Below are 26,385 nucleotides of genomic sequence, written 5' to 3'. Positions count from 1 at the left end.
CTATTCCGCCGCGCCATACTTCTCCAGTAGCGCGGCAGCTATCGCGGCGGTTTCGGCATCGGGCTGACCGCGATAATCCGCAGGCCGGAAATGCATCTGAAACGCGGTAATCACCTTCTGCTGTTCACGCGCACTCATCCCCGCTGTCACTGCATAACCGTAGCGTTGCAGACTTTCCATCAGCGGCTGTACAGGTACCTGCGCATGCGGATCCTGACCCGCTAAATAAAACTGCACCCGTCCGGCATCGGGCCAGGCACCGAGTCCGCGCTGTGCGAGCTGCTGCCACGGGAACAGTGGGCCAGGATCCTGCTTACGCTGCGGCGCGATATCACTGTGACCGGCAATGTTTTCTGGTGGGATGCCATAACGCTGTGCAATATCCCGCACCAGCGCCTCCAGCGTAGTGATCTGCGCGGCGGTAAAGGGCTGCCATTCGAGGCCGGTCAGCGTCCGGCGATAACCCCGGTTCACCAGCTCAATGCCAATTGAGGTGTCATTGATGCGGGTGGCTCCACGCCAGAAGCTGGGACCGGCATGCCAGGCAAGCTGCTGCTCTGGCACCAGCTGCCAGATAACGCCTTTACCGGCGCGCTGTGGCGGCTGGCGGGGAATCAGATAGTGGGCGCTGACTTCCCGATCGGTGAGCGTCGCCAGCGACGAAGAAAAATCTTCGGCGGTGTAGTGGACCACAATCACCTTCACCCGTGGTCGTGCGCCCTGCGCCGGATGCCGCAGATCGGCCCAGTAGCCGTCACGGGACTCCATACCGAAGTGACAGCCCGCCAGCAGCAGTGCCAGTATCAGCAGCAGCCCGCGTTTCAACGAATGATCACCGCCGTACCGCTGACGCTGACCATCAGCATGCTGCCATCTTTGCCGACCGTTTCGTAATCAATGTCGATACCGACCACCGCGTTGGCACCCAGTGATTTTGCCTGCTCTTCCAGCTCTTCAAACGCGATCTCCCGCGCTTTACGCAGTTCTTTCTCATACGCGCCGGAACGGCCACCGACCACATCACGGATGCCCGCGAAAAAATCGCGGAAGATGTTGGCCCCAAGAATCGCTTCTCCGGTAACCACGCCGCAATATTCACTGATGCTGTGACCTTCCAGCGTTGGGGTTGTTGAAAATTTCATCGCATTCTCCTTGTTGAAAACCGGGCTAAGGCTCTTTCGACTAAAAAGCACGGCTATACTCTATGCTAAAAAGGGCACCTTGCCAGAGAACCATAAGGAAATCGAGATGAGAAACAACGCGTTTGCGCTAATGATCCCGGCGGCCCTGCTGCTCAGCGCCTGTACCACCGTTGAGCCAGTCATTAAGGATAATGGCCCGCGAACCGCCCCCTGCATTGACGGCGGTCCTGACCAGGTAGCCCAGAAGTTTTACGACCTGCGCGTCGAACAGCCTGTGCAGGGTCTGCCCGACAGCAACACGCTGGCAAAATATCGCCCTTACCTGAGTGATGCGCTTTATCACTCCCTGCAGGCGGCCAGCGGCAGCAATGCCGGCTCACAGTGGCGCAATGGCGATCTCTTCTCCAGCCTGTCACAGGGTCCGACGGCTGCCAGCGTTGCCGATGCCTCCACCATTCCGAACCGTGATGCACGCAACATACCGCTGCGGGTCGATCTGAGCCGCGATGGCAAACAGTGGCAGGATGAAGTGCTGATGATCCACCAGGGTACCTGCTGGGTCGTTGATGACGTGCGCTACATGGCGAACCCTGCGCATGCCGAGGGTGGCAGCCTGAGCCAGATGCTTGAAAAAACAAAAAAATAATTAAGGTTCAACGGTTATGAAAAGCGCAGCCACCGCAGGTGACTGCGCTTTTTTTATTGCCGCTGCCCGCCACAAGGCCTTTCACTGACCGCAGACAGCGCATGATATTGTGCTAAGCTTTTGCTGTTTACCTGCTGTTTTACAAATTTTAACCCACCTTAATTGCATAACTATTCTGGTGACGTTAAAATCCGCGACACTAATAGCTATTCAAATCTGGCGCATGAGTATTCAACTAAACGCAATAAACTGCTTCTACGGTGCTCATCAGGCGCTGTTCGACATCAACCTTGAGTGTCCGCAAGGCGAGACTCTGGTGCTGCTGGGGCCCAGCGGTGCGGGCAAGAGTTCGTTACTGCGGGTACTTAACCTGCTGGAGCAGCCACGTTCAGGTCAGTTGCAGATTGCCGGCAATCAGTTCGACTTCACGCAGAAACCGTCTGATGCCGCGATTCGCGAACTGCGTCAGAACGTCGGCATGGTGTTTCAGCAATATAATCTCTGGCCACATCTGACCGTGCTGCAGAATCTGATCGAAGCGCCCTGCCGGGTTCTGGGCCTCAGTAAAAGCGACGCCCGTGCCCGTGCCGATAAGCTGCTTGACCGACTGCGCCTGACGCCCTATAGCGATCGCTTTCCGCTGCATCTCTCCGGGGGTCAGCAGCAGCGTGTGGCCATTGCCCGCGCGCTGATGATGGAGCCGCAGGTGCTGCTGTTCGATGAGCCGACGGCCGCGCTGGACCCTGAAATTACCGCACAGATTGTCAGTATCATTCGCGAACTGGCGCAGACCCGCATTACCCAGGTGATTGTGACCCATGAAGTGGAGGTGGCACGTAAAACGGCCAGCCGCGTTGTTTACATGGAGAACGGTCACATTGTGGAACAGGGCGATGCCAGCCGCTTTACACAGCCGCAAACCGAGGCGTTTGCTCACTATCTTTCGCACTAAGTCAGGATGCTAAAAATGAAAAAAATGGTACTTGCTGCACTGCTTGCCGGTTTTAGCCTGAGCGCTACCGCGGCTCAGACAATTCGTTTTGCGACCGAAGCCTCTTATCCTCCTTTTGAGTTTGTGGATGCGGACAACAAAATTCAGGGCTTTGATGTCGATCTGGCTAACGCGCTGTGTAAAGAGATCGACGCAACCTGCACCTTCACTAACCAGGCGTTCGACAGCCTGATCCCAAGCCTGAAGTTCCGTCGTTTTGATGCGGTGATGGCGGGCATGGATATCACGCCGGATCGTGAGAAACAGGTCCTGTTCACCAAGCCTTACTACGACAACTCGGCGCTGTTTGTTGCTCAGAAAGGCAAAGTTGCCAGTGTTGAAGCGCTGAAAGGCAAGCGGGTTGGCGTTCAGAATGGCACCACTCACCAGAAATACCTGACGGATAAACACAGCGACATCACCATCGTGCCTTACGACAGCTATCAGAACGCGGTGCTGGATCTGAAAAACGGCCGTATTGATGCTGTCTTCGGTGACACCGCCGTGGTTAACGAGTGGCTGAAGCAGAATGCTGCGCTGGCTGCCGTCGGCGACAAAGTGACGGATAAAGCCTACTTTGGTACTGGCCTGGGCATTGCGGTACGCACCGGTAACACCGATCTGCAGACTAAATTCAATGGCGCGCTGGATAAGATCAAAGCAGATGGCACGTACAAAACCATCTACAGCAAATGGTTCCAGCAGTAATCTCTGATGAATGAAATGATGACCCTCGCAAGCGCCGCCGGGATGACCGTCGGCCTTGCTGTTTGTGCTCTCATCGCAGGCCTGGTGCTGGCGATGATATTCGCTGGCTGGGAGTCACTGCGCCTGAGACCGCTGGCGTGGATTGGCACCGGTCTGGTGACGCTGATCCGTGGCCTGCCGGAAATTCTGGTGGTGCTGTTTATCTATTTTGGCGCCTCACAGCTGCTGCTCACCCTCTCTGACGGTTTCACGCTGAACTTCGGGCTGTTTACGCTGCCGGTTCAGATGCAGATTGAGAACTTCGATGTCAGTCCGTTCCTGTGCGGTGTGATTGCGCTGGCGATGCTCTATGCCGCCTACGCCTCACAGACGCTGCGCGGCGCACTCAAAGCGGTGCCGGTCGGTCAGTGGGAGTCGGGGCAGGCGCTGGGCATGAAAAAGTCGGCCATTTTTCTCCGGCTGATTATGCCGCAGATGTGGCGTCATGCCCTGCCCGGTCTGGGTAATCAGTGGCTGGTACTGCTGAAAGATACCGCACTGGTTTCGCTAATCAGCGTTAATGACCTGATGCTGCAAACCAAAAGTATCGCAACACGTACCCAGGAGCCGTTTACCTGGTTCCTGGTGGCGGCCGCGATCTACTTAGTGATTACGCTGTTCAGCCAGGCGGTGTTACGCCGCATCGAACTGCGCACCACCCGCTTTGAACGGGGGAACAGCTAATGCTGGCCTATCTGCCCGAACTCATGAAAGGGCTGCACACCAGCCTGACGCTGACGGCGGCCTCGCTGGTGGTAGCACTGCTGCTCGCGCTGCTCTTCACCGTGGTGCTGTCGCTGAAGACGCCGGTACTGAATCCGCTGGTAAAAGGGTTTATCACGCTGTTTACCGGTACGCCGCTGCTGGTGCAAATCTTCCTGATCTACTACGGTCCGGGACAGTTCCCCTCGATCCAGCAGATTCCCTGGCTGTGGCATTTACTGTCGCAGCCGTGGCTGTGCGCGATGCTGGCGCTATCGCTGAACAGTGCGGCTTACACCACGCAGCTATTTTACGGTGCGGTCCGGGCGATTCCTTCCGGACAGTGGCAGTCGTGCGCGGCACTGGGAATGAGCCGCAAAGACACCCTGCGCATTCTGCTACCTTATGCATTTAAACGCGCCCTCTCCTCCTACTCCAATGAAGTGGTGCTGGTGTTTAAAGGCACCTCGCTGGCCTACACCATCACCCTGATGGAAGTCATGGGCCACGGCCAGCTGCTCTATGGTCGCACCTATGACATTACGGTCTATGCCGCGGCGGGTCTGATTTATCTCTGCGTTAACGGTTTGCTGACGCTGATGATGCGCCTGATCGAAAAACGCGCCCTGGCCTTTGAACGACGTAACTGAATACCGGGCGAGCCCCTCGCCTTTTTCGCCTGAAAAATCACACTAATTGCATAAAAATTCATTTTATGGCAGGGTATCGCCTTCTCTGGCTGACCACATCACAGGAATCATAAAATGAAAAAATGGATTATCGCTGCTGCGCTGGCTTCGCTAGCGGTGACCGCGCAGGCCGCGGAAACGATTCGTTTCGCTGCTTCAGCAACCTATCCGCCCTTTGAATCTCTGGACAAGGAAAATAACCTCGTCGGATTTGATATCGATCTGGCTAAAGCGCTGTGCCAGCAGATGAAAGCGGAGTGTACCTTCACTAACAATGCCTTCGACAGCCTGATTCCCTCACTGAAATTTCGCCGCTATGACGCCGTGATTTCCGGTATGGATATCACCACCGAGCGCAGCAAGCAGGTCGATTTTACCCAGCCCTATTACGCTAATTCCGCCATCGTGATCGCGCCGAAAGGCCGGTTCAGCAGCTTCGGTGATTTGAAAGAAAAGCGCATCGGCGTTGAAAACGGCACCACCCACCAGAAGTACCTGCAGGATAAGCATCCGGAAGTGAAAGTGGTGGCGTATGACAGCTATCAGAATGCGATTCTGGATATGAAGAGTGGCCGGCTGGATGGCGTGTTTGGCGACAGCGCGGTAGTGAATCAGTGGCTAAAGGCCAATCCGGATCTCGCGACGGTCGGTGAACATGTCACGGATGCAGACTACTTTGGTACCGGCCTCGGCATTGCCGTGCGCAAAGGCAATACGGCGCTGCGCGATCGGTTCAATCAGGCACTGACTGAACTGAAAGCCAACGGCAGCTGGCAGCAGCTCAATCAGAAATGGTTCCCGGAGTAATGACCGGCTGAAGCTCCGGACTTAGTGCTGACGTCGGGTTAACAGCGTCAGCACTTCAAAATGCGCGGTGTGCGGGAACATGTCGAACAGCTGCACTTTTGTAACCTCATAGTCATTCAGCCGGGCAATATCCTGCGCCATGGTCTGCGGATTACAGCTTGAATAGAGCAGATAATCCGGGGCCATCTGGCTGAGATAGTCACACAGCGCCTCACCCATCCCACGGCGTGGCGGATTCACCAGCACCAGCTGCGGCACTGCGTCGCGTCCGGTGGCAAACGCCGTCGAATCCAGCGCCGCAAACTGCACTTTTTCCAGCCCCAGCATCTCAGCAGAGCGTCGGGCGCATTTAATCGCCTCAGCGCTAATCTCGATGCCGGTCAGTTCCATTTCCGGTGTCGCGCAGTGCAGGCCAAAACCGCCTACGCCGCAGAAGAGATCCCACATGCTGTTAACCGGCAGCGCACGCACCCAGTCGCGCGCAGTGGCATAGAGCGCGCTGGCAACCTGCGGGTTGGTCTGAAAGAAGCTCTGCGGGCGGATCCACAGCGGCACGCCATTGAAGTTCTCTGCCAGCGACTGATCGGGCGTCAGCGCAATCTCCTCTTCCCCCTCCAGAATCGCCATATGCACCGGCTGAATGTTGGCGGAGATCACCGCCAGCTGCGGCAACTGCTGCTGCAGCCACGGCAATGCCGCGCGCAGCTGTTCCAGTTTGGCGGTTGAGCGCAGGACAAAACGCAGCATCACGCCGCCCTGCTGGCTCTCGGTGATCAGCAGAAATTTGAGTTCGCCGCGTTTGCGCGCCACGTTGTAGGGCGTCAGGCCAGCGCGGGCGATAAAAGGCTTAAGCGCTGCAAACACCGGCTGGAAGCTGGCGGGATAGAGCGGGCAGTTGCAGAGATCGACAGGCTCACCATCACGGTGAACAAGACCCAGCACCGGACGCTCCACACTACCGCTGACCACCATTTTGGCTTTGTTACGAAATGCCTGCTGCGCTGACGTGACGGGCGGTAACCAGTCCGCAACCGGCTGTTCAGCCAGTAGCTGTTCCAGCTGCGACTGTTTGTCGTTCAGCTGAATGGGATAGGGTTTTTCCAGCCACTGACAGGAGCGGCAACGGTTAGCGTCATAAAGCGCGCAGTGCATGGTAAAGCCTTAACGATGGGGTCGGGCGGAGCGCGATTGTATCACCGCTTTCTGAAAAAAGCGCGGCTGCTGGCAGGCAGAAACAGCAGCATCAACACGACCAGATCGGGGATTTTCTGCGACAGCGTATGGTGGATAATCTGGACGTTGTTGTCGCCATCAATGCTGAAAATCTCGGGGTAGATCCCGCCCAGCGAGGCAAACAGCATATAGATCAGCACAACCCCCTGCGTGGCTACATAGCCCCAGCGGCCACGGTTACTGCCGCGCATCAGGGTAAAGGCGCAGCGCAGTTCGAACAGGAAGATCAGCTGACTGGCGATAAAGATAAGCGTCGAGTCCCAGGACTGGGCGCTGCGGTGAACAAAGTTGGCGATTTCACTGTAACCCAGCTCATTGGCCAGCATCAGTACGCTCAGGCAGCGGGTCGCAATAATGGCAATGCCCGCAACCGTCACCGGAACCGGTGCGTCTGAAAGCGTTGCACTGCTTTTGAAGATTTCTGACATAGTCCCTGACTCCACCCGATCGAAAAACGGGCCGGTTAAACCGGCCCGTTCATATAGTGGCAAAGGTTACGTATTTCAGCCACGTTTAGCTTTCTGAATATCGCTTAAACGCTGTTTTTCTTCGTGCGCCATGAATCGCCATGCGATAAAACCGACTAAACCGACCACAAACAGGATCAGGGAAGCCAGCGCGTTGATTTCCGGGTTCACGCCGCGGCGTACGGTAGCGAAGATCGCCATCGGCAGCGTGGTGGCGCCCGGACCGGTCACAAAGCTGGCGATTACCAGATCGTCGAGTGACAGGGTAAATGCCAGCAGCCAGCCGGTCACAATCGCCGGCGCAATCATCGGCACGGTAATGACGAAGAAGACCTTCAGCGGCGTCGCACCTAAATCCATCGCCGCCTCTTCGATTGAGCGGTCCAGTTCACGCAGACGCGAGTTAATCACCACCGCCACATAGGCGGTACAGAAGGTGACGTGCGCCAGCCAGATGGTCAGCATACCGCGCTCACTCGGCCAGCCAAAAGCGTTGCCCATGGCCACAAACAGCAGCAGCAGCGACAGGCCGGTGATCACATCGGGCATCACCAGCGGCGCCGTCAGCATAAAAGCAAAACCGTTGTGCCCGCGGAAGCGACCAAAGCGCACGATGATCACCGCCGCCAGCGTACCCAGCACCACCGCCATGGTGGCCGACAGCCCGGCAATGCTCAGACTCAGCAGCACCGCGTCAATCATCGCGCTGTCCTCAAACAGCACTTTGTACCAGTGGAATGAGAAGCTGTCCCACACCGTTACCAGCGGTGAGCTGTTGAAGGAGTAAACCACCAGCAGCAGCATCGGCGCATAGAGGAACAGGAAGCAGCAGACCAGAATGCCGGTACGCCAGGGCGAGCGGATGGTTGGCAGATTATTCATGCCTTCTCTCCCATTTCACGGTTTTGATGCTTATGGAACCAGATGATCGGCAGAATCAGGATCAGCAGAATAATCACCGCCAGCGCGGAGGCCACCGGCCAGTCGCGGTTGTTAAAGAACTCCTGCCACAGGATACGGCCGATCATGATGCTGTCCGGGCCACCCAGCAGTTCAGGGATCACGTACTCCCCCACCGCCGGAATGAACACCAGCATCGATCCGGCGATAATGCCGCCTTTGGTGAGCGGCACAATCACGCTGAAAAAGGTCTTCAGCGGACGCGCCCCCAGATCCAGTGAGGCTTCCACCAGCGAGTAGTCGATACGGGTCAGCGCGGTGTAGATCGGCAGCACCATAAATGGCAGATAGCAGTAGACGATACCGATATAGACCGCGGTGTTGGTGTAAAGGATCACCAGTGGATGATCGATCACGCCCAGCCACAGCAGGAAGCGGTTCAGAATACCGTTGTTGTTCAGCAGGCCCATCCAGGCGTAGACGCGCACCAGAAACGAGGTCCACGACGGCAGGATCACCAGCAGCAGCAGAATGGTGCGCATCGACGGCTTGCTGTGCGCCACGGCCCAGGCAAGCGGATAGCCAATAAGCAGACAGATTACCGTGGAGATCGCCGCCACTTTCAGCGACTGCAGATAGGCGTCGATGTAGAGCGGATCGTCGGTCAGCGTCAGGTAGTTGCCGAAGTTGAGCACAATACTGAACTGGTCGTCGGCCCAGCTCACCAGCTCGGTGTAAGGGGGGATCGCCCGCGCAATGTCCGCGAAGCTGATCTTCAGTACCGTCAGAAACGGCAGCAGGAATAACAGCACCAGCCAGACATAAGGCAGTGCGATCACCAGCTTGCGGCCATGCTGCATTTTTACACGCGTGGCCCAGCGTTGCAGCGGCGTACCGACCAGGCGGGCGGGCGCTTTAGCGCGTTGGAAAATCTGGCTCATAGCCGCTCCTTAAACCGTCAACACCACGCAGCTGTCGCTTTCCCAGCAGAGGCGGACTTCATCACCCCAGGTCGGCAACCCTTTGCGGTAGCGATGCGCGTTTTGCAACTGTGCGCTGATCATCTGCCCGCTGTGCAGACGGACATGGAAAATCGAGAGGTCGCCGAGATAGGCGATGTGAACCACTTCGCCCACCGCAAAGTTACAGCCATCGGCAGGCACTTCGTCGCACAACATCACTTTTTCCGGACGCAGCGCGACATGCACCGGCACGTTATCCACCACCGAAACATCGGAGTCGACTTTCAGCGGATGCATCAGGCCGGGACTGTCGATCACCAGGCCATCTGCCTGACGTTCACGCAATAAGCCTTCAAAGACGTTAACCGACCCGATAAATTCGGCGCTGTAGCGGCTGGTCGGATGCTCGTAAATCTCCTCCGGCTCGCCAATCTGCACGAACTTACCGCGATTCATAATCGCAATACGGCCCGCCATGGTCATCGCCTCTTCCTGGTCGTGCGTTACCATCACGCAGGTCGCGCCCACTCGCTCCAGAATATCGACCACTTCCAGCTGCATCCTGTCGCGCAGTTTTTTGTCCAGCGCGCCCATCGGCTCATCCAGCAGCAGCAGTTTGGGCCGTTTCGCCAGGCTGCGGGCCAGCGCCACACGCTGACGCTGACCACCGGAAAGCTGATGCGGTTTGCGTTTCGCAAACTCCTGCATATGCACCAGCGCCAGCATTTCGGCGACGCGGCTGGTGATCTCCCCTTTCGGCAGCCGATCCTGCTTCAGACCAAAGGCGATGTTCTGCTCCACCGTCATGTGCGGAAACAGCGCGTAGGACTGGAACATCATATTGATCGGACGCTGATAGGGAGCAACGTGCGACAGATCCTGTCCATCCAGCACAATCTGGCCGCTGGTGGGCGGCTCAAAACCGGCCAGCATGCGCAGCAGCGTGGATTTGCCACAGCCCGATGCGCCCAGCAGAGCGAAGATTTCACCTTTATAGATAGTCAGGCTGACATCATCCACGGCGTGCTGGCCGTCAAAGGATTTGGTCAGATTGCGAATTTCCAGCAGCGGCGTTAAAGCCTTTGCGGTTTTATGTTGAGGGCGGGGAATGGCATCGTTCACAAAGGGTTCTCTCCGGAGCCAGGCGGAACATGGCGGCAAAATCCGCCGCTAAAAATGGCACAACAGAGGCCGGGGTTGCGCCTCTGTTGCTGATGCGTGACAGGTCAATCCGTTAGGGACGAACTACTTACCACTTTTTACTTTAGTCCATGCGCGCGTACGCACACGATCCAGTTTCGGATCCTGGACTTTCAGCACGAACAATTTCGACATCGCTTCTGGCGTCGGGAAGATACCCGGGTTGTTGCGGACGTCGGCATTGATCAGCGGCAGCGACGCTTTGTTGCCGTTGGCGTAGTTCATTTTGTTGGAGACATCAGCGATCACTTTCGGATCCATGATGTAGTTCAGCCAGGCGTAGGCACCGTCGAGGTTTTTGGCATCTTTCGGGATCGCCATCATATCGAAGAAGGCCAGAGCTCCCTCTTTCGGCACGCTGTAGCCCAGATGCACGCCGTTTTTCGCCGCATCGGCACGGTTTTTCGCCTGCAGAATATCGCCCGACCAGCCGATGGCGACGCAGATGTTGCCGTTAGCCAGATCGTTGATGTACTGCGACGAATGGAAGTAGCGGATATTCGGACGCAGTTTCAGCAGCAGGTCGGTCGCTGCGCCGGAATACTCTTTAGCATCCGAGGTATTCGGATCTTTGCCCAGATAGTTGAGCACGGTGGCGAAGATCTCTTCCGGTGCATCCAGGAAGGAGACGCCACAGCTTTTCAGCTTCTCCAGATTTTCCGGCTTCAGCACCAGATCCCAGCTGTTGACCGGCGCATCGGCGCCCAGTGCGGCTTTAACCTTGTCGATGTTGTAACCGATACCGGTGGTGCCCCACAGATAAGGAATGGCATATTTATTACCCGGATCGTGCTGCGCCACTTTTTCCATCAGCGCCGGATCGAGGTTTTTGTAGTTCGGCAGTTTGCTCTTATCCAGTGGCTGGAATACGCCGGACTGCAGCTGACGCGCCAGGAAGCTGGAAGATGGCACCACGACATCGTAGCCAGTGCTGCCCGCCATCAGTTTGCCTTCCAGCACTTCGTTGGAGTCAAACACATCGTAGACCACTTTAATGCCGGACTGCTTTTCAAAGTTCGGCACGGTATCTGGCGAAATATAATCGGACCAGTTGTAGACGTGCAGCGTTTTATCTTCCGCCATACTGCTGGCCGACGCGGCCATCAGCGCAGCAGCTACCACAGCTGACAGCCATTTCTGACGTGAGTTGAACATATTTTTCCATCCTCCTGAGCGGGTCATTTCAACGCTGCAAACCTGAGATCCCTGCATTGCGTTCTGTACAAGACGTCAGTGACACAATGAATCATTATTCAGCGGGAGTTTAATAGCAAAATCCTATAGCTGGGACGCAGTTACACGTCTGTTACAGACCCGCAAGCATAGCCCCCCCGCTCAGGCTTCACCAGACCCCAGCGTAAAAAACGCCTGAAAGCGATATTTTATGCATGTCTGAGCTATGAGGTTCGGCTTTCATGGCATAAACCACGACAAATATCTGGCGGTAAAGGGCAAAATGCAGAATAAAAAAAGGCGGAGGCAAATCGCGGGCATAAAAAAGCCGTCTCAGGGACGGCTTAGTGGGCGACCCTATCGGGCTTAGTGCAGCACAGAATGAACGCTGGTCACCGGAACATGCTCTTCTTCTTCACCCACAATCAGCAGATTATTGGCAAAGGCCTCCAGAATCACCATGGAGATTTGCTCTTCACTCTGTTTCATAAAGTGTGAGAACTGACCAAAGGTTAATCCGGCGGTAGTGGTCATTGACTGACAGACAATGAGCTTCGGCAGATTATCATCCTGAATGTCGATAAAGGCTTTCACCGTCAGTGAACTGGCATTAATTTGCGACAGATCGCCGACCAGCGGAATCAGCGCCGTCGGCTTCACTTCAGCCAGCGCCGAAAACAGAATGACGTTGTCGACCAGATCGATTTTGGCGTCAAACACCCCATCGAAGTTTTGCATGTGCGGCAGATGAAGTGCCTGACAGGCATCGCATTCGAACCAGGTGATATTTTGCTGATCCAGCCAGCGACGCAGCAGGTCGATATCCGGAACGACAAGAGAATCCATCGTAAAATCCCAGTGGGGTGATAAACAGGCGACTTAGCTTACGGAAAAATGCGCGGCGATGCCATGAAAACTGCTGAAAAGCGCGTGTCAGCCAGCGGTTTTAGGACGGAGCCCGGGGATGGCCTGCTGCTCAATCCACTGAATCATCAGCGCAGCAATGTTAAGGCCGCTGCTGGTTTCGATGCCTTCCAGCCCGGGCGAGGCGTTCACTTCCATCACCAGCGGACCGCGATGGGCACGCAGAATATCGACACCGGCGACTTCCAGCCCGAGCGTGGCCGCTGCTTTCACGGCGATCTGCCGCTCCTGTGGCGTGATCGCTACCGGATACGCTTTGCCGCCGCGATGCAGATTAGAGCGGAAATCGCCCTCTTTCGCCACCCGCTCAATCGCAGCCACTACCTGATTGCCGATCACCAGACAGCGAATATCACGACCCTGTGCTTCTTTAATGAACTCCTGCACCAGGATATGGGCATTCAGGCCGCGGAAGGCATCGATGACGCTCTCTGCCGCCTGACGCGTTTCCGCCAGCACCACGCCAATGCCCTGCGTCCCTTCCACCAGCTTAACCACCAGCGGCGCGCCGCCGACCATGGCGATCAGATCGTCAGTATCATCGGGCGAGGAGGCAAAGCCGGTGACCGGCATGTCGATGCCTTCCCGTGCCAGCAGCTGCAGCGAGCGCAATTTGTCCCGGGTGCGGGTAATGGCGGCGGACTCATTCAGCGGATAGCTGCCGCACATCTCAAACTGTCGCAGCACTGCCGTGCCGTAAAAGGTAATGGCGTTGCCGATGCGCGGGATAACGGCATCGAAATGGCCCAGCGGTTCACCACAGTAGTGAACCGCCGGTGAGGCGGGATTGATATTCATATAGCAGGAGAGCGGATCGATGATTTGTACCACGTGGCCGCGCGCGGCGGCCTCGTCACGCAATCGCCGGCTGGAGTAGAGCGTCTCATCGCGCGACAGAATGGCTATCTTCATCGCAGCTCTCCCTTTGTGAATTAACGCGTGGCCCAGCCCTGCTGATGCAGATAATCAAGCATAAACGGACGCGTCTCTTTAATGATCAGCCGCTGGATCAGCTCGCTCCAGGTTTCGCTGCGCTGGTTGCTGTCGCGCTGCTGATAGTAGAGTTCTGTGCGGCTGTCATATTCTGCCAGCACCGCCGGATCCAGAGGATGATAGCGGTTCTCATGCACCAGCATCGCATGCGGCATACGCGGTTTAACGTCCGGCTTTGACTCCGGATGCCCCAGACAGAAACCAAACAGCGGCAGCACAAATTTCGGCAGGCCCAGCAGTTCGGTCACTTCTGCGATGCTGTTACGAATTCCGCCGATAAAGACGCCACCCAGATCCAGCGACTCTGCTGCGACCATCGCGTTCTGTCCCATCAGGGCGGTGTCGACGCAGCCCAGCAGCAGCTGCTCGGCACGGCCCAGCTGCGCATCCGGGCAAATCTGCAGGTGGCGATTAAAGTCCGCGCAGAAAACCCAGAACTCAGGCGCATCTGCGACCCACGTCTGTCCGCCAGTCAGCGTTACCAGCTTGTCACGCAGCGCTTTGTCGGTGATACGGATAATAGAAGAGCACTGTAAAAAGCTGGATGTGGACGCCGATTGCGCCGCATTAATAATCGCTTCACGCTGGGCTTCGCTGACCGGCTGGTCAGTAAAGGCGCGGATTGAACGGTGGCTGCACAGTAAATCAATGGTCGGTGTCATAAAGTCTCCAGCAACATTATCTTTTTTTATCAATCTGATTGAACAGCTGTGGCGCGATAGCTTTCGCGGTGCGCCACATCAATAGCCAGGCAGCAGGCAGCATCAGCACCACGCCAGCGATGAACAGCACGGTAGCCAGCGTTCTGGCATCCACCTGATCTGGCAGCGGCAGCCAGTGGTTAATCAGCAGCAGCGCACCCAGAATTAACAGGCCGCCAGCCGCTTCCAGCACCACGATAAACCGGGGTAATCTGGCCACACTCTGCATCATATCCTCCTGCCTTTGCGGCTTACTGAGCGTCAATTATGGTCAACAACCCAAAAATTGCGCGGGTTACACGGGCTGCCGTCGTGAAAAAGCCCTTGTTTCAGACGCTTCCTGAACGGCGGCAATAGCGTGCGGGCATCAGACTAACAGGCAAATCCTGCTTTCCTTAAGCGATACGAGCGGGCATGATGGTTGCCATTCTCTGTTTGATTATGTGATACACATCACATAATCGTCGCTGCAAGGAGTTCTCAATGATTGCTGTTATTTTTGGTCGTCCGGGCTGTCCCTACTGTGTCCGTGCCCATGAACTGGCCGACAAACTGACCGCGGAGCGCGATGACTTTAGCTATCAGTATGTTGATATTAATGCAGAAGGCATTACTAAAGCCGACCTGGAAGCCAGCGCCGGTAAACCGGTCAGCACCGTACCGCAGATTTTCGTGGACGAAAAACATATCGGTGGTTACACCGAGTTTGCGGCCTGGACCAAAGAGAATCTGGGATTTGTCGCGTAAGCGCAGATAACCGGAATGAAAAAGGCGAGACAGGATTTTCCTGTCTCGCCTTTTTGCTTTATGGCTGACGTCAGCCATCAGGCACCGTGTTAGTTGAGTGACGCCATCACAATCTGCATTAACCGCACCAGCAACGCCCCGCAGCCAGCCCAGAACAGCGCGCTGAGACTCCACGCGATGGCAAACAGTCCACTGCTGTGAATAAACAGGCTGTTATTGAGCAGCAGTGCTGCCAGCAACGTTCCCCAGAGCCCCATCAGCAGCGTGCTTTTTAACGGGCTTTCCACCTGCATCAACGCCATCACAATGCCAGGTAACATAAAGAGCAGTAATTCGGGCTGACCACGAAGCGGGCCGGGACCGACCTGCCAGAAATGACAGGTAAAAACAAACACCAGACTGTACAACACCACGCCGCACAGGCGGGTAGTCCAGAGATAAGAACGCTGCGGCATACCACCCCACTGATTAAAAGTAACCCCGACAATAACCTGCTGATATCCCTGATACGTTCTGGTGGAAATAAAAAGAAACAGTTCGTTATGGCAACGAATGAAAACAGCTAATAGCTGTATAAGATATTTGTGATTAGAATAGCGCCGCGATAACGGTTCCATTTGCAGTGTTGATACAACAGAACCTCAACGGCCTGATCACGATAGCGAAAAACAGGCCACTCTTCAACAGGTTACACGTAAACAAGAAGTTAAACAGTGAATATTAACGTCGCAGGATTGTTAAGCGGAAATGACATTTTGTTATTATTTGTCGTTTTGGCGCTCGGCCTCTGTCTGGGCAAGTTGCGTCTTGGCTCGGTTCAGCTGGGAAATTCGATTGGCGTATTAGTGGTTTCGCTCTTATTAGGGCAGCAGCACTTCGCGATCAATACCGATGCGTTGAGTCTGGGCTTTATGCTGTTTATTTTTTGTGTTGGTGTTGAAGCGGGTCCCAACTTTTTTTCTATTTTCTTTCGCGACGGCAAAAACTATTTCATGCTCGCCATCGTCATGGTGGTCAGCGCGCTGTTGCTGGCACTGGGGCTGGGTAAACTCTTTGGCTGGGATATTGGGCTCACCGCCGGCATGCTGGCTGGGTCGATGACCTCAACGCCGGTGCTGGTCGGCGCAGGTGATACCCTGCGGCAAAGCATCAGCGATCCAAAGCAGCTTGGATTGATGCAGGATCAGCTGAGCCTCGGTTACGCTGTGACCTATCTGATCGGCCTGGTCAGTCTGATTTTCGGCGCACGCTACCTGCCCCGTCTGCAACATCAGGATCTGCCGACCTGTGCGCAGCAGATTGCGCGGGAACGCGGTCTGGATGCCGACAGCCAGCGTAAAGTCTTCCTGCCGGTGATCCGCGCCTATCGCGTGGGCCCGGAACTGGTGGCGTGGAGCGGTGGCAAAAACCTGCGCGAGCTGGGTATCTATCGTCAGACAGGTTGTTACATTGAGCGTATCCGCCGCAACGGTATTCTCGCCAGTCCCGATGGTGATGCGGTGCTGCAGCTTGGTGATGATATCTCGCTCGTGGGCTATCCCGATGCACATGCCCGGCTCGACCCCAGTTTCCGTAACGGCAAAGAGGTGTTTGACCGCGATCTGCTGGATATGCGCATCGTCACCGAAGAGATCGTGGTGAAGAACCACAACGCAGTGAACAAACGCCTCAGCAAGTTAAACCTTACCGATCACGGCTGCTTCCTGAACCGGGTGATACGCAGTCAGATTGAGATGCCGATCGACGACAGCATCATGCTTAACAAAGGTGATGTGCTGCAGGTCAGCGGCGAGGCGCGACGGGTGAAAAGCGTGGCCGATCGCATCGGCTTTATCGCGATTCACAGTCAGATGACCGATCTCCTGGCCTTCTGCGCGTTCTTTATCGTGGGTCTGATGATTGGGCTGATTACGTTTCAGTTCAGCAATTTCAGTTTTGGAATCGGTAACGCGGCGGGTCTGCTGTTCGCCGGTATCATGCTCGGCTTCCTGCGCGCCAACCATCCGACCTTTGGTTATATTCCGCAGGGCGCGCTTACCATGGTGAAAGAGTTTGGCCTGATGGTGTTTATGGCGGGCGTAGGATTAAGTGCCGGCAGCGGGATTAATCACGGCCTGAGCAGTGATGGTGCGCTGATGCTGCTGTGCGGTCTGCTGGTGAGCCTGATTCCGGTGATCATCTGCTATCTGTTTGGTGCCTATGTGTTGCGGATGAACCGCGCCCTGCTGTTTGGAGCCATCATGGGCGCGCGAACCTGCGCACCGGCCATGGAGATCATCAGCGATACGGCACGCAGTAATATTCCGGCGCTGGGCTATGCCGGGACCTATGCGATCGCCAACGTGTTACTGACGCTGGCGGGGACGCTGATTGTGATTATCTGGCCGATACTGCCCCTATAAAATTTTTTTGCTGACGTCCAGAACTTTATTGTTAAGCGATAGTCCTAATAAGTGCCACTGCTTTTCTTTGAAATCCCCAAATTGTGGAGCCCGCTGGTCTTTTTCCCGGCGGGTTTTTTTATGCCTTTTTTTCGTCCGATCCCGCGCTTCCACTCTGAAATCACCTTTCAAACCGTCATAAAACTTAAACAGTTGTGCAACTCATTATGAGATTAAGAGCCTTTCCGTAGACGAACTGCCCGGCAAAAAGCAGGATAGCGCTCTGTTAAGTTAGCAAATTGTGCTGATTGATTGGTCGGGCGCGCTGTCGCTGAACGTTTATTTGCCGCTGTTATCGTGCCTGGGTGACCGGATGTTGCCTGAAGCTGATGACCGGCCTGTCTGCTGAGGAATTTATCCCGATATGGAAGAGCTGAACCACGCACTGTTTACTGCCATCAATGCCACACCGGCATCACCCGCCTGGTTGCTGCAGCTGGCGACCTTTATTGCCAGAGATTTGATCGCCATCGTGCCACTGTTAATCGTCGCGATGTGGCTCTGGGGACCGCGCGATCAGGTTTCTTCGCAGCGGGTGCTGGTACTGAAAACGGGTATGGCGCTGATCTATGCGCTGGCGATCTCATGGTGTGTGGGTCATCTGCTGCCGCATCCCCGCCCTTTCGCTATTGGCTACGGTTATCAGTTCCTGCATCACGCCGCTGATGACTCTTATCCCAGCGATCACGGCACGACAATATTCACCTTTGCGCTGGCATTTATTTTCTGGCATCGCCTCTGGTCGGGTGTGGTGCTGATGGTAGCGGGTTGTGCTATCGCCTGGTCGCGGGTCTACCTGGGCGTTCACTGGCCAATGGATATGCTGGGTGGGTTCCTGGTGGGTCTGCTGAGTTGTCTGGCGTCGCATCTGGCGTGGCAGTTCTATGGCGAGCGGATGCTGGCGGTGATAAACCCGCTCTATCGGGCGCTGTTTGCTTTGCCTATTCGTAAGGGCTGGACACAGAATTAAGAAAGGGACTGCTCATAAGCCTGAGTCAGGATCTCACAGCGATCGATAAGCTTAACCCGAAGGGAACACGGGCAGAGGAGGAAAGCGTCCCGCGCCATGGATGGCGCGGGCAGAGCATGTCAGGGATGACGGCTTTTGCGTCTTTCCGATCTGACCGTGTTCCCTGAGCAGGCTCTGTCTTACAGCTTACGGAACACACTAATCAACTGTCTCAGGGACGCATCAGCGTCCCTGCTCACTTATGACAGCCACTTCCCGAACCAGCCGTTAAACTTCATCATTACGAAGTCAATCATCCGGCTGAAGAAGCCGCCTTCCGGCACATCCTGCAGCACCACCAGCGGACGCTGCTCAATCGTCTTACCGTCTAACTGGAAGTCGATGGTGCCGACCACCTGATTCTTCTTCAGCGGTGCTTCGAGTTGTGGCGTCGTGAGTTTAAAGCTCGCCTTCAGGTTCTTCATCTGCCCTTTCGGGATGGTCAGCGCGGCATCTTTCGCCACGCCCAGATTCACCTGACTTTTGTCACCAAACCAGACCCGCTGCTGCGCAAACGGCGCATCCGCTTTAATCGGCGTTACCGTTTCAAAGAAACGGAAGCCCCACGTCAGCAGCTTTTCACTTTCGCGGAAACGAATCGCGTCGCTGGCGGTGCCGAGCACCACCGAGATCAGACGCATGTCGCCTTCGGTCGCGGAAGCCACCAGGTTATTGCCCGCGCCGGAGGTGTGACCGGTTTTGACACCATCCACCTTAAGGTTGGTGCTCCACAACAGGCGGTTGCGGTTAATCTGGCGAATCTTATTAAAAGTGAACTCTTTCTCTTTATTCAGTGCGTACTCTTCGGGCACATCGCGGATCAGCGCCTGGGCAATCAGCGCCATATCACGCGCGGTACTGTACTGCCCTTCTGCATCCAGACCATGCACCGTCATAAAGTGGGTATTCTGCAGTCCCAGCGCCTTCACATAGTTGTTCATCAGGCCGATAAACGAATCCTGACTGCCCGCCACATAGTCCGCCAGCGCAATACAGGCGTCATTACCGGACTGGATCACAATCCCTTTATTCAGCTCATGAACCGGTATCCGATCGCCCGGCTTGAGGAACATCAGCGAAGAGCCGCGCAGCTTAGGATTGCCGGTCGCCCAGGCATCCTGTCCCACGGTGACCAGGTCATCCGGTTTGATTTTGCCCGCTTTAATCGCCTGACCGACCACGTAGCTGGTCATCATCTTGGTCAGACTGGCGGGATCGAGACGCTGATCGGCACTGGATTCGGTTAACACTTTACCGCTGGCGTAATCGATCAGGATCCATGCTTTAGCGTCAATGCCGGGCGCGGCGGGCGCCTGCTCAGCAAAAACGCTGATGGGGGCAAGAATCAGTAGTGAGGTGGCAGCAAGGTGCCGCAGGCGAGATGAGAAGCGAGTGTTTGTCATGGGCTTGGCCGGATTGTCCTTGTTAAATCGAAATTCCAGGGGCAGAAAATTCTCACTCAAACGCTAACCGTTGCCGGCAGCGAAAAAAACCGTCGAATCGTAAAGTTTTTTAGAGTTTAGTAGAGTAACCCTGGCATAAGCGCCGCGCGCGTGCCGCTTTTCCCCGCGTCTGTCACTTTCAAAACTGCGTGAAATTCCGATTTTTCGCAGAAGAGTTAAGCCCGTCACAATTATCGGCTAACCTGAAAGCCAGTCAGCCGAGGAGACCGACCATGGACTTAGCCCTTTTTGATCTTGATGAAACACTGATTTGTGAAGACAGCACCAGCCTGTGGCTGCGCTGGCTGGTATCACAGGGATTCGCCCCCAGCGAACTGATTGATCAGGAACAGGCATTGATGAACCAGTACTATGCCGGCACGCTGTCGATTGAAGAGTACATGAATAAAACCCTCTCCCCGCTGGCAGGCATGGCAACACTGACCGTTGAAGGTTGGGTGCGCCGCTTCATTCATCGCGACATCATGCCACGCGTTTATCCGGCCGCCCGCGAGCGCATTGAGTGGCACCGGGCACGCGGTGACAGAGTGATGATCATCTCCGCCAGTGGCGAACATCTGGTGGTGCCGATTGCCGAGAAGCTGGGTGCCTGCGGCGCGCTGGCGATTGGCGTTGAGATCGTGGATGAGCGCTACAGCGGCAACACCTACGGCACCATGACCTACAAAGAGGGTAAAGTGACCCGCCTGGGTGACTGGAAAGCGCTGCAGCAGGAGGAGAACTTTGACCGCACCTGGGCTTACAGCGACTCCATGAACGACCTGCCGCTCCTCCAGCAGGCCGATCATGCCCACGTTATCAACCCGGATGAACAGTTGCACCAGGAAGCGCTAAACCGCGGCTGGCAGGTTTACCACTGGGCACGCTGACTCAGCGCCTTTACCGGCAGGCATCATTATTTCGGGCAGTTGGGACACGGTCTGCGCGCAGCAACCGGCGCATACATGGAGTACGTGAAGATTGTGAGCACGGCTCAGGTCCAGACTGACAAATAAAATCGTCTGCCAGGCCAGCTCCTTAGCCGCGGGACGCGCCAGCGTCCTGCGCTAATCCCACTTTCAGCAGCTTGCCATTGGCCTCATCGGTCAGCACATAGAGCCAGCCGTCCGGTCCCTGCCGCACATCGCGGATTCGCGCCTTCTGATCGCCCAGCAGTCGCTGCTCTTCCACCACTTTTTCACCGTTGAGACTCAGACGGATCAGGTTTTTCTCTTTCAGTGCCCCGATAAACACCGAATTCTTCCACTGCGGAAAACGGGCGCTGTTATAAAACGCCATGCCGCTGATGGCCGGAGAATCCTTCCAGTGATAAAGCGGCTGTTCGGTGCCTGCAGCATGGGTGCCCTTTGATTCCGGCACTTTATCGCCGCTGTAATCAATGCCGTATGTCGCCAGCGGCCAGCCGTAGTTCTTGCCACGGCTCATGATATTCACTTCATCGCCACCGCGCGGGCCATGTTCATTTTCCCATATCGTGCCGGTCCAGGGGTTGAGCGCCAGTCCCTGCGGATTACGCAGACCATAGGCCCAGATCTCTGGCCGCGCGCCGGGCTTTTTTACAAACGGATTATCATCCGGCACGCTGCCATCGGCGTTGAGCCGCAGCAGTTTGCCCTGCAGCTTATCGAGATCCTGCGCGGCGCTGCTGACAAAATTATCGCCGAACGCGATCCAGAGGTAGCCCTGAGTATCAAACGCCAGCCGGGTGCCGATATTGTTGCCGCTGGAGAGCATCGGCGTCTGCCGGACTACCTCGCGGAAATCGCTAAGTTGCCGGTTATCCGGACTCAGCGTGCCGACGCCCACGACGGCACCTGCTTTGCCGCTGCTGTTCGCCTCGGTGTAGCTGAGCCAGACGCGACGGCTGGTCGCAAAATCGGGTGCCAGCACCACGTCCAGCAGACCACTCTGACGCTCTGCCCAGACCTTTGGCACACCCTGAATCGGCTGCGACAGGCCACTCTCCGGACTCCAGCTGCGCAGCGCTCCGCTACGCTCGGTAATCAGCAGCGTTTTGTTGTCGGGCAGGAAGGCAACAGACCATGGATGTTGTAACTTATCCTGCAATACCTCGACCTTTACGTCGGCGGCAAACAGTGGCGAGGCGCACAGCAGCGCGCCGCCGAGCACAAGAGCAGTCGAAAAACGGGACATAAGGTTCTCCTGACGGGATAGCGTGCCCTTAAGCGTAGTCATCCGCTGCGTGGTGAACCTGAGGATTTACAAAAGATTAAACAGGGCGACAAGGATGTGCCGCCCCGAAAGGTTATGGCGCGTTGAAACTGACCGTGTCACGAACCAGCGTATCAATACCCGGCTTCAGATCATCAAAGGTGATTGGCGTCGTGCTGTTACTGACCGTTTTGCCAAAGGCTTTTCGCACAACCCGGATCAACGGTTTGCCGGTCACGGCGTCGCTGGCTTCGATTTCCAGGAACAGTTCACTGTTCTGAGTTCGGTGGCCTGATGCCGCCATCGTACTGGCGACGACTGCCGCAATCGGCACCACTTCGTAAAACTGTACGCCCTCGTTCTCTGCCGAGACGGCGGTGATCGCGGCACGCACTTTAAGAGTATGTGGCGAAGCCTGATTAACCAGTGGCAGACGGGTGGCAATCGCCCCTTTCAACTGAATATCGGTGTAACTGCGTATCTGATCCAGCGTCTGCTGACTGACGCGAGCCGTGGGCCGTGCAGCCGGATAGAACACGACCGGTGTATAGAGCACATCCTGATACTGGCTGCTCTTATAGTCGGGAGAAATCCAGCGCAGAGTCGGTTCCCCGCTGGCCGATTCAGAGGGCTTCAGCTGGCTGTAATCCGCCAGGAAACCCGAATAGTGCTGCTTGTCTGCAACATGAGAAGTACATCCACTGAGCAACAGTGCGGAGACTGCCAGCAGAGCAGCAACGGACGTTTTACGCATGATCAACTCGCTTGTGTCAGGAAGGTTTAAGCAAGCATAGATAAATCACGGGGGAAATGCTGAAAATAAGCGTCGTTTTAAAGGGTTATCTGTGCGGAAGATCGGAAAATACCCGCTGCATGACGCAGCGGGTGAAAGGCATTACTCAAAACTGGCATCAGGATTATCAGACAGGGTGATGAACTGCTTACCGCCCTGAGTCAGCGCCATGATGGTGCCGGTTTCGATGTCGTAAACCCAGCCGTGCAGACGCAGCTTGCCGTTACGCAGGGCAACGGAGACCGACGGATGAGTCTTCATATTGTTGAGCTGAGCGATCACGTTCTCTTTGACCATCTCGTTCAGCTTCTTCTCTGGCGAGTCATATTCACGCTGCTCAACTACCGCTTTTGCTGCATCGGCATAGCGTAGCCAGTGCTCAACCGCAGGCATGGTATCCATGCAGGCGCAGGACGCGATGGCGTTCATGGCACCGCAGTTGGAGTGACCGCAGATGATGATATCTGAGACGCCCAGCGCGACCACAGCATATTCGATCGTGGCGGAGACACCGCCCGGCTCCGGGCCAAATGAGGGAACGATGTTGCCCGCATTGCGGATAACGAACAGCTCTCCTGGCTCCTGCTGCGTCACCAGTTCCGGCACCAGACGGCTGTCTGAACAGGAGATGAACAGCGCTTTCGGATTTTGATTTGACGCCAGGCTTTTGAAAAGATCCTTCCTTTCAGGAAACACATTCTGCTGGAAATTCAGAAATCCGTTGATGATCTCTTTCATTATTTAGCTCTCACATTATCCATTTCATTACCTGAGGGGCATAGCCCCCTCAGTGGGGTTTGCTGGTTTATTATTAATGAAAACAAGTGAATATCAACCCGCGTTTTTCGGACAGCGCTGAACGGCTGTCATCGTCAGCGTTTCGCTTATCCGTTATCCAGCGTTTTCGGATCCGATTTCTTTTTACAGCGCGGGACGTTACCGGAAAAGGCAGCGTGTGACCTACCCGCTTTTTTTGTCCGGGTCGTGGACCGGCTTTTACGCGTTTTTTCACTACTTTACGTCGCAGTTTGACCGAAACCAAAGATTTCTCATTTGCATCTGGCCTTTCAGGGCTGACAAAGGGGAGCAGGATAACGCCCGAAGAACGAGCCGGGCGGGTTCAGGCAATGATGGCAGCCACGGTGGAAGTGGCCGGGGGAAGAGATTTAGGGCTTAACCATACTGCTGCTGATGCGCTTTTTTGCGGCGCAGATAATCCTCATCCTCACGCAGTTTGTCCCAATAAGCTTTGAAGATAGCCGCCGCAGCGGCCTTTTCCTCATTGACGCCGCGCGGCAGCTCCTTGCCGTCCGCGTCATATTTGCGGCCGCCTTTGTGGTTACTGTAACGCCGCGCCCGGGTGTACCCCATCTGGATAAATTTGCGCGCCATATCCATGCCGACAAAATCGTCCTGACGCCGGTAATCCTCAAACAGCGCCATGATTTTTTCAGCCGACTCTTCAGCAATGGGAACGGTGCGAAAACGCCAGTGCGGCAGAATTTCGCCTTTATAAGGCTCGACCATCAGCACACCCTGCTCACCTCGCCCGACCTGATAAAGCTCGGGATGCTGGCGGAAGTCGATCGTGCTGAAGTCCTGATCATAATCGAAAGGTTTCATTTCTTTAGTTTAGGATCAAGTGCGTCACGTAGCCCGTCACCGAGCAAATTAAATGCCAGAACCGTGAAGAAAATCGCCAGACTGGGGAAAATCGCCACGTGCGGGGCAATCACCATGTCGGCCCGCGCCTCATTCAGCATGGCGCCCCACTCCGGCGTGGGCGGCTGCGCGCCCAGTCCGAGAAACGACAGACTGGCGGCGGTAATGATGGAGGTACCAACCCGCATAGTGAAATAGACCACAATCGGCGATACCGTGCCCGGCAGAATATGCCGCATCAGGATCGTCCAGTCAGACGCGCCGATGCTGCGTGCCGACTCAATATAGGTCTGATGCTTCAGCACCAGCGTGTTACCGCGTACCAGACGGGCAAAGGCCGGGATACTGAAGATAGCGACCGCCACGATCACATTGCTCATGCCGCTGCCCATAATCGCCACCACCGCAATCGCCAGCAGAATGCCGGGGAAAGCAAACAGCACATCACAGATACGCATGGTGATACGGTCCCACCAGCCTTCGTAATAGCCGGCTAACAGCCCGAAAAGTGTGCCAATCACTGCGCCAATGACCACCGAGAAGAAGCCCGCAATCAGAGAAATGCGCGTGCCGACCAGCACGCGGCTGAAGATGTCGCGACCCAGCGAATCGACGCCAAAATAATGCATCAGCGACGGACCGTCGTTGAGCCGGTCATAATCGAAGTAGTTCTCTGCGTCGAACGGCGCAATCCAGGGGGCGATCACCGCCAGTACAATCAGTATCAGCACAAACACCCCGGCCAGCAGCGCCACCGGCTGACGCCGGAAGCGTCGCCAGAACTCACGCCACGGCGTACGCACCCGGTTCTCCGCTATCAGCGGCATCGTTTTCAGGGCCGCTTCACGTCGCCAGTTTTTCATCGCGACTCCTTGAAGCGAATAGCGGGGTTAATCACCGCATAGAGCATGTCGACAAACAGATTGATCAGAATAAACTCCAGAGAAAACAGCAGTACTTCGGCCTGAATAACCGGATAGTCGCGCATCGCCACGGAGTCGACCAGCAGACGCCCCAGGCCCGGCCAGTTAAACACCACCTCGACCACGATTGAGCCACCCAGCAGAAAACCAAACTGCAACCCCATCATCGTGACCACCGGGATCATCGCGTTGCGCAGGCCATGTTTCACCACTACCAGCGACTCGCGTACCCCTTTGGCTCGGGCGGTACGCATGTAATCTTCCTGCATCACCTCCACGAACGAAGCGCGGGTAAACCGTGCCATGACCGCGGCGACCGCTGCACCTAAAGTGATGGAGGGCAGAATGTAATGCTTCCAGCTCTCAGCGCCGACGGTGGGCAGCCAGCCCAGCTCAACCGAGAAGACCTGCATCAGCAGCATCCCCAGCGCAAAGGCGGGAAACGAAATGCCCGACACCGCCAGCGTCATCCCCAGCCTGTCGGGCCAGCGGTTACGCCAGACCGCCGAAACGATGCCGATGGTCATGCCAAAAATCACTGCCCAGATCATGCTGGCAAGCGTCAGCCACAGTGTCGGCATAAAGCGTGAGGCGATCTCATCCGCAACCGGCCGCTTTGAGACCATCGACTGACCGAAATCACCCTGCAGCGCATTCAGCATAAAGTGCCAGAACTGCTGTGGCAGCGGCAGATCCAGACCCAGCTCCTGACGCACCAGCGCCACCACCGAGGCATCCGCTTCCGGCCCGGCGATCAGGCGCGCCGGGTCGCCCGGCAGCAGGTGAACAAACAGGAATACCAGCACCGCCACGATCAGCAGCGTGGGGATCAGCCCAAACAGTCGTTTGAGAAAGTAGTTAAACATGCAACATCCTGCAGTCGCGGCCAGCCACACGG

Annotated in this window: 30 protein-coding genes; 10 read left to right on the top strand and 20 right to left on the bottom strand. The window is 56.0% G+C overall.

The genetic code is table 11. The features are described from left to right. Together FA92_RS04940 and FA92_RS04935 are read right to left on the bottom strand one after the other, a co-directional pair. Nucleotides 1-825 carry an N-acetylmuramoyl-L-alanine amidase gene (locus FA92_RS04940; protein ID WP_033782492.1) on the bottom strand — a complete coding sequence of 275 codons (825 nt, stop codon included), beginning with the start codon at nucleotides 823-825 and terminating at the stop codon, nucleotides 1-3. Continuing rightward, complete coding sequence (locus FA92_RS04935) at nucleotides 822-1,142, bottom strand: heavy metal-binding domain-containing protein (protein ID WP_033782490.1); 321 nt, start codon at nucleotides 1,140-1,142, stop codon at nucleotides 822-824. Before FA92_RS04935 ends, FA92_RS04940 begins: the two co-directional genes overlap by 4 nt. A gap of 106 nt (nucleotides 1,143-1,248) precedes the next feature. On the opposite strand from FA92_RS04935, the gene FA92_RS04930 reads away from it, so the two are divergent. From FA92_RS04930 to FA92_RS04905, 6 genes are all read left to right on the top strand, one after another. After that, nucleotides 1,249-1,788 carry a lipoprotein gene (locus FA92_RS04930; RefSeq protein WP_033782483.1) on the top strand — a complete coding sequence of 180 codons (540 nt, stop codon included), beginning with the start codon at nucleotides 1,249-1,251 and terminating at the stop codon, nucleotides 1,786-1,788. Nucleotides 1,789-2,011: 223 nt separating this feature from the next. Beyond that, nucleotides 2,012-2,740 carry an arginine ABC transporter ATP-binding protein ArtP gene (gene artP / locus FA92_RS04925; RefSeq protein WP_013357289.1) on the top strand — a complete coding sequence of 243 codons (729 nt, stop codon included), beginning with the start codon at nucleotides 2,012-2,014 and terminating at the stop codon, nucleotides 2,738-2,740. A 15-nt stretch (nucleotides 2,741-2,755) separates the two neighbouring features. Continuing rightward, nucleotides 2,756-3,487, top strand: coding sequence for an arginine ABC transporter substrate-binding protein (artJ, locus tag FA92_RS04920; protein ID WP_033732083.1), 732 nt, complete (start codon nucleotides 2,756-2,758; stop codon nucleotides 3,485-3,487). A 6-nt stretch (nucleotides 3,488-3,493) separates the two neighbouring features. After that, a complete protein-coding gene (artQ, locus tag FA92_RS04915) occupies nucleotides 3,494-4,210 on the top strand; it encodes an arginine ABC transporter permease ArtQ (RefSeq protein WP_003849293.1) in 717 nt (238 codons plus the stop codon). After that, nucleotides 4,210-4,878, top strand: a complete 669-nt coding sequence (gene artM / locus FA92_RS04910) for an arginine ABC transporter permease ArtM (RefSeq protein WP_013357286.1) — start codon at nucleotides 4,210-4,212, stop codon at nucleotides 4,876-4,878. The genes artQ and artM overlap by 1 nt, the downstream gene beginning before the upstream one ends. A 114-nt stretch (nucleotides 4,879-4,992) precedes the next feature. Beyond that, a complete protein-coding gene (locus FA92_RS04905; RefSeq protein WP_013357285.1) occupies nucleotides 4,993-5,724 on the top strand; it encodes an arginine ABC transporter substrate-binding protein in 732 nt (243 codons plus the stop codon). A gap of 21 nt (nucleotides 5,725-5,745) precedes the next feature. On the opposite strand, the gene rlmC is transcribed toward FA92_RS04905, so the two are convergent. The 10 genes from rlmC to FA92_RS04855 all read right to left on the bottom strand — a co-directional run bounded on the left by rlmC (nucleotide 5,746) and on the right by FA92_RS04855 (nucleotide 14,506). Next, complete coding sequence (gene rlmC / locus FA92_RS04900) at nucleotides 5,746-6,876, bottom strand: 23S rRNA (uracil(747)-C(5))-methyltransferase RlmC (protein ID WP_013357284.1); 1,131 nt, start codon at nucleotides 6,874-6,876, stop codon at nucleotides 5,746-5,748. A 41-nt stretch (nucleotides 6,877-6,917) separates the two neighbouring features. Further along, entirely contained in the window at nucleotides 6,918-7,385 is a 468-nt protein-coding gene (locus tag FA92_RS04895; RefSeq protein WP_013357283.1) for a YbjO family protein, read from the bottom strand. A 75-nt stretch (nucleotides 7,386-7,460) separates the two neighbouring features. Further along, on the bottom strand, nucleotides 7,461-8,306 hold the full coding sequence (gene potI / locus FA92_RS04890; protein WP_013357282.1) for a putrescine ABC transporter permease PotI: 846 nt from the start codon (nucleotides 8,304-8,306) through the stop codon (nucleotides 7,461-7,463). Next, on the bottom strand, nucleotides 8,303-9,265 hold the full coding sequence (gene potH, locus FA92_RS04885) for a putrescine ABC transporter permease PotH (protein ID WP_003849283.1): 963 nt from the start codon (nucleotides 9,263-9,265) through the stop codon (nucleotides 8,303-8,305). The genes potI and potH overlap by 4 nt, the downstream gene beginning before the upstream one ends. Before the next feature lie 9 nt (nucleotides 9,266-9,274). Beyond that, complete coding sequence (gene potG / locus FA92_RS04880; protein ID WP_013357281.1) at nucleotides 9,275-10,408, bottom strand: putrescine ABC transporter ATP-binding subunit PotG; 1,134 nt, start codon at nucleotides 10,406-10,408, stop codon at nucleotides 9,275-9,277. A gap of 123 nt (nucleotides 10,409-10,531) precedes the next feature. Then, the gene (gene potF, locus FA92_RS04875; protein ID WP_010669743.1) at nucleotides 10,532-11,641 is read right to left on the bottom strand and encodes a spermidine/putrescine ABC transporter substrate-binding protein PotF; all 1,110 of its coding nucleotides are present in this window, start codon (nucleotides 11,639-11,641) and stop codon (nucleotides 10,532-10,534) included. A 384-nt stretch (nucleotides 11,642-12,025) separates the two neighbouring features. Continuing rightward, nucleotides 12,026-12,505 carry a YbjN domain-containing protein gene (locus tag FA92_RS04870; RefSeq protein ID WP_003849273.1) on the bottom strand — a complete coding sequence of 160 codons (480 nt, stop codon included), beginning with the start codon at nucleotides 12,503-12,505 and terminating at the stop codon, nucleotides 12,026-12,028. 87 nt (nucleotides 12,506-12,592) lie between these two features. After that, nucleotides 12,593-13,495 carry a 30S ribosomal protein S6--L-glutamate ligase gene (rimK, locus tag FA92_RS04865; RefSeq protein WP_033782479.1) on the bottom strand — a complete coding sequence of 301 codons (903 nt, stop codon included), beginning with the start codon at nucleotides 13,493-13,495 and terminating at the stop codon, nucleotides 12,593-12,595. Nucleotides 13,496-13,515: 20 nt separating this feature from the next. Next, complete coding sequence (gene nfsA, locus FA92_RS04860; protein ID WP_033782476.1) at nucleotides 13,516-14,238, bottom strand: oxygen-insensitive NADPH nitroreductase; 723 nt, start codon at nucleotides 14,236-14,238, stop codon at nucleotides 13,516-13,518. Nucleotides 14,239-14,254: 16 nt separating this feature from the next. Beyond that, on the bottom strand, nucleotides 14,255-14,506 hold the full coding sequence (locus FA92_RS04855; protein WP_033782473.1) for a DUF1418 family protein: 252 nt from the start codon (nucleotides 14,504-14,506) through the stop codon (nucleotides 14,255-14,257). 254 nt (nucleotides 14,507-14,760) lie between these two features. Between FA92_RS04855 and FA92_RS04850 the strand changes: the two genes are divergently transcribed. Next, nucleotides 14,761-15,024, top strand: a complete 264-nt coding sequence (locus tag FA92_RS04850; RefSeq protein ID WP_003849263.1) for a GrxA family glutaredoxin — start codon at nucleotides 14,761-14,763, stop codon at nucleotides 15,022-15,024. Between the two features lie 89 nt (nucleotides 15,025-15,113). Here the strand turns inward: FA92_RS04850 and ybjM are convergent, their stop codons facing one another. After that, nucleotides 15,114-15,479: an inner membrane protein YbjM gene (gene ybjM, locus FA92_RS04845; protein ID WP_033782470.1), complete on the bottom strand. Its 366-nt coding sequence runs from the start codon at nucleotides 15,477-15,479 to the stop codon at nucleotides 15,114-15,116. Nucleotides 15,480-15,737: 258 nt separating this feature from the next. On the opposite strand from ybjM, the gene FA92_RS04840 reads away from it, so the two are divergent. Next, nucleotides 15,738-17,426 (top strand): aspartate:alanine antiporter, encoded by a 1,689-nt coding sequence (locus FA92_RS04840; protein ID WP_013357276.1) that lies wholly within the window; start codon nucleotides 15,738-15,740, stop codon nucleotides 17,424-17,426. Between the two features lie 403 nt (nucleotides 17,427-17,829). Next, complete coding sequence (gene ybjG, locus FA92_RS04835; protein WP_013357273.1) at nucleotides 17,830-18,435, top strand: undecaprenyl-diphosphate phosphatase; 606 nt, start codon at nucleotides 17,830-17,832, stop codon at nucleotides 18,433-18,435. A gap of 239 nt (nucleotides 18,436-18,674) precedes the next feature. Here the strand turns inward: ybjG and FA92_RS04830 are convergent, their stop codons facing one another. Continuing rightward, nucleotides 18,675-19,877 (bottom strand): serine hydrolase, encoded by a 1,203-nt coding sequence (locus tag FA92_RS04830; RefSeq protein ID WP_051926453.1) that lies wholly within the window; start codon nucleotides 19,875-19,877, stop codon nucleotides 18,675-18,677. Nucleotides 19,878-20,149: 272 nt separating this feature from the next. On the opposite strand from FA92_RS04830, the gene FA92_RS04825 reads away from it, so the two are divergent. After that, nucleotides 20,150-20,806 carry an HAD family hydrolase gene (locus FA92_RS04825; protein WP_013357271.1) on the top strand — a complete coding sequence of 219 codons (657 nt, stop codon included), beginning with the start codon at nucleotides 20,150-20,152 and terminating at the stop codon, nucleotides 20,804-20,806. Between the two features lie 148 nt (nucleotides 20,807-20,954). Here the strand turns inward: FA92_RS04825 and FA92_RS04820 are convergent, their stop codons facing one another. The 6 genes from FA92_RS04820 to gsiC form a co-directional block, all read right to left on the bottom strand. Next, a complete protein-coding gene (locus tag FA92_RS04820) occupies nucleotides 20,955-22,091 on the bottom strand; it encodes a PQQ-dependent sugar dehydrogenase (protein WP_033782466.1) in 1,137 nt (378 codons plus the stop codon). 112 nt (nucleotides 22,092-22,203) lie between these two features. Next, entirely contained in the window at nucleotides 22,204-22,863 is a 660-nt protein-coding gene (locus FA92_RS04815) for a DUF3313 domain-containing protein (RefSeq protein WP_033782464.1), read from the bottom strand. A gap of 141 nt (nucleotides 22,864-23,004) precedes the next feature. After that, a complete protein-coding gene (locus FA92_RS04810) occupies nucleotides 23,005-23,640 on the bottom strand; it encodes a carbonic anhydrase (protein ID WP_013357268.1) in 636 nt (211 codons plus the stop codon). Between the two features lie 435 nt (nucleotides 23,641-24,075). Beyond that, on the bottom strand, nucleotides 24,076-24,525 hold the full coding sequence (locus FA92_RS04805; protein WP_013357267.1) for a DUF4385 domain-containing protein: 450 nt from the start codon (nucleotides 24,523-24,525) through the stop codon (nucleotides 24,076-24,078). Beyond that, on the bottom strand, nucleotides 24,522-25,427 hold the full coding sequence (gsiD, locus tag FA92_RS04800; RefSeq protein WP_013357266.1) for a glutathione ABC transporter permease GsiD: 906 nt from the start codon (nucleotides 25,425-25,427) through the stop codon (nucleotides 24,522-24,524). Before gsiD ends, FA92_RS04805 begins: the two co-directional genes overlap by 4 nt. Continuing rightward, entirely contained in the window at nucleotides 25,424-26,353 is a 930-nt protein-coding gene (gsiC, locus tag FA92_RS04795; protein ID WP_013357265.1) for a glutathione ABC transporter permease GsiC, read from the bottom strand. Before gsiC ends, gsiD begins: the two co-directional genes overlap by 4 nt. Nucleotides 26,354-26,385 lie beyond the last annotated feature (32 nt).

This window comes from Pantoea sp. 9140 (assembly GCF_000745295.1).
Taxonomy (GTDB): domain Bacteria; phylum Pseudomonadota; class Gammaproteobacteria; order Enterobacterales; family Enterobacteriaceae; genus Pantoea; species Pantoea vagans.
The sequence above is the reverse complement of the archived record's forward strand: the minus strand, read 5'-3'. Positions and strand labels throughout refer to the sequence as shown.

Excerpts from the sequence above, each read along its gene's own strand:
- FA92_RS04935 (WP_033782490.1), bottom strand. The coding sequence starts at position 1,142 with ATGAAATTTTCAACAACCCCAACGCTGGAAGGTCACAGCATCAGTGAA.
- FA92_RS04930 (WP_033782483.1), top strand. The coding sequence starts at position 1,249 with ATGAGAAACAACGCGTTTGCGCTAATGATCCCGGCGGCCCTGCTGCTC.
- artP (WP_013357289.1), top strand. The coding sequence starts at position 2,012 with ATGAGTATTCAACTAAACGCAATAAACTGCTTCTACGGTGCTCATCAG.
- artJ (WP_033732083.1), top strand. The coding sequence starts at position 2,756 with ATGAAAAAAATGGTACTTGCTGCACTGCTTGCCGGTTTTAGCCTGAGC.
- artQ (WP_003849293.1), top strand. The coding sequence starts at position 3,494 with ATGAATGAAATGATGACCCTCGCAAGCGCCGCCGGGATGACCGTCGGC.
- artM (WP_013357286.1), top strand. The coding sequence starts at position 4,210 with ATGCTGGCCTATCTGCCCGAACTCATGAAAGGGCTGCACACCAGCCTG.
- FA92_RS04905 (WP_013357285.1), top strand. The coding sequence starts at position 4,993 with ATGAAAAAATGGATTATCGCTGCTGCGCTGGCTTCGCTAGCGGTGACC.
- rlmC (WP_013357284.1), bottom strand. The coding sequence starts at position 6,876 with ATGCACTGCGCGCTTTATGACGCTAACCGTTGCCGCTCCTGTCAGTGG.
- FA92_RS04895 (WP_013357283.1), bottom strand. The coding sequence starts at position 7,385 with ATGTCAGAAATCTTCAAAAGCAGTGCAACGCTTTCAGACGCACCGGTT.
- potI (WP_013357282.1), bottom strand. The coding sequence starts at position 8,306 with ATGAATAATCTGCCAACCATCCGCTCGCCCTGGCGTACCGGCATTCTG.
- potH (WP_003849283.1), bottom strand. The coding sequence starts at position 9,265 with ATGAGCCAGATTTTCCAACGCGCTAAAGCGCCCGCCCGCCTGGTCGGT.
- potF (WP_010669743.1), bottom strand. The coding sequence starts at position 11,641 with ATGTTCAACTCACGTCAGAAATGGCTGTCAGCTGTGGTAGCTGCTGCG.
- FA92_RS04870 (WP_003849273.1), bottom strand. The coding sequence starts at position 12,505 with ATGGATTCTCTTGTCGTTCCGGATATCGACCTGCTGCGTCGCTGGCTG.
- rimK (WP_033782479.1), bottom strand. The coding sequence starts at position 13,495 with ATGAAGATAGCCATTCTGTCGCGCGATGAGACGCTCTACTCCAGCCGG.
- nfsA (WP_033782476.1), bottom strand. The coding sequence starts at position 14,238 with ATGACACCGACCATTGATTTACTGTGCAGCCACCGTTCAATCCGCGCC.
- FA92_RS04855 (WP_033782473.1), bottom strand. The coding sequence starts at position 14,506 with ATGCAGAGTGTGGCCAGATTACCCCGGTTTATCGTGGTGCTGGAAGCG.
- FA92_RS04850 (WP_003849263.1), top strand. The coding sequence starts at position 14,761 with ATGATTGCTGTTATTTTTGGTCGTCCGGGCTGTCCCTACTGTGTCCGT.
- ybjM (WP_033782470.1), bottom strand. The coding sequence starts at position 15,479 with ATGCCGCAGCGTTCTTATCTCTGGACTACCCGCCTGTGCGGCGTGGTG.
- ybjG (WP_013357273.1), top strand. The coding sequence starts at position 17,830 with ATGGAAGAGCTGAACCACGCACTGTTTACTGCCATCAATGCCACACCG.
- FA92_RS04830 (WP_051926453.1), bottom strand. The coding sequence starts at position 19,877 with ATGACAAACACTCGCTTCTCATCTCGCCTGCGGCACCTTGCTGCCACC.
- FA92_RS04825 (WP_013357271.1), top strand. The coding sequence starts at position 20,150 with ATGGACTTAGCCCTTTTTGATCTTGATGAAACACTGATTTGTGAAGAC.
- FA92_RS04820 (WP_033782466.1), bottom strand. The coding sequence starts at position 22,091 with ATGTCCCGTTTTTCGACTGCTCTTGTGCTCGGCGGCGCGCTGCTGTGC.
- FA92_RS04815 (WP_033782464.1), bottom strand. The coding sequence starts at position 22,863 with ATGCGTAAAACGTCCGTTGCTGCTCTGCTGGCAGTCTCCGCACTGTTG.
- FA92_RS04810 (WP_013357268.1), bottom strand. The coding sequence starts at position 23,640 with ATGAAAGAGATCATCAACGGATTTCTGAATTTCCAGCAGAATGTGTTT.
- FA92_RS04805 (WP_013357267.1), bottom strand. The coding sequence starts at position 24,525 with ATGAAACCTTTCGATTATGATCAGGACTTCAGCACGATCGACTTCCGC.
- gsiD (WP_013357266.1), bottom strand. The coding sequence starts at position 25,427 with ATGAAAAACTGGCGACGTGAAGCGGCCCTGAAAACGATGCCGCTGATA.
- gsiC (WP_013357265.1), bottom strand. The coding sequence starts at position 26,353 with ATGTTTAACTACTTTCTCAAACGACTGTTTGGGCTGATCCCCACGCTG.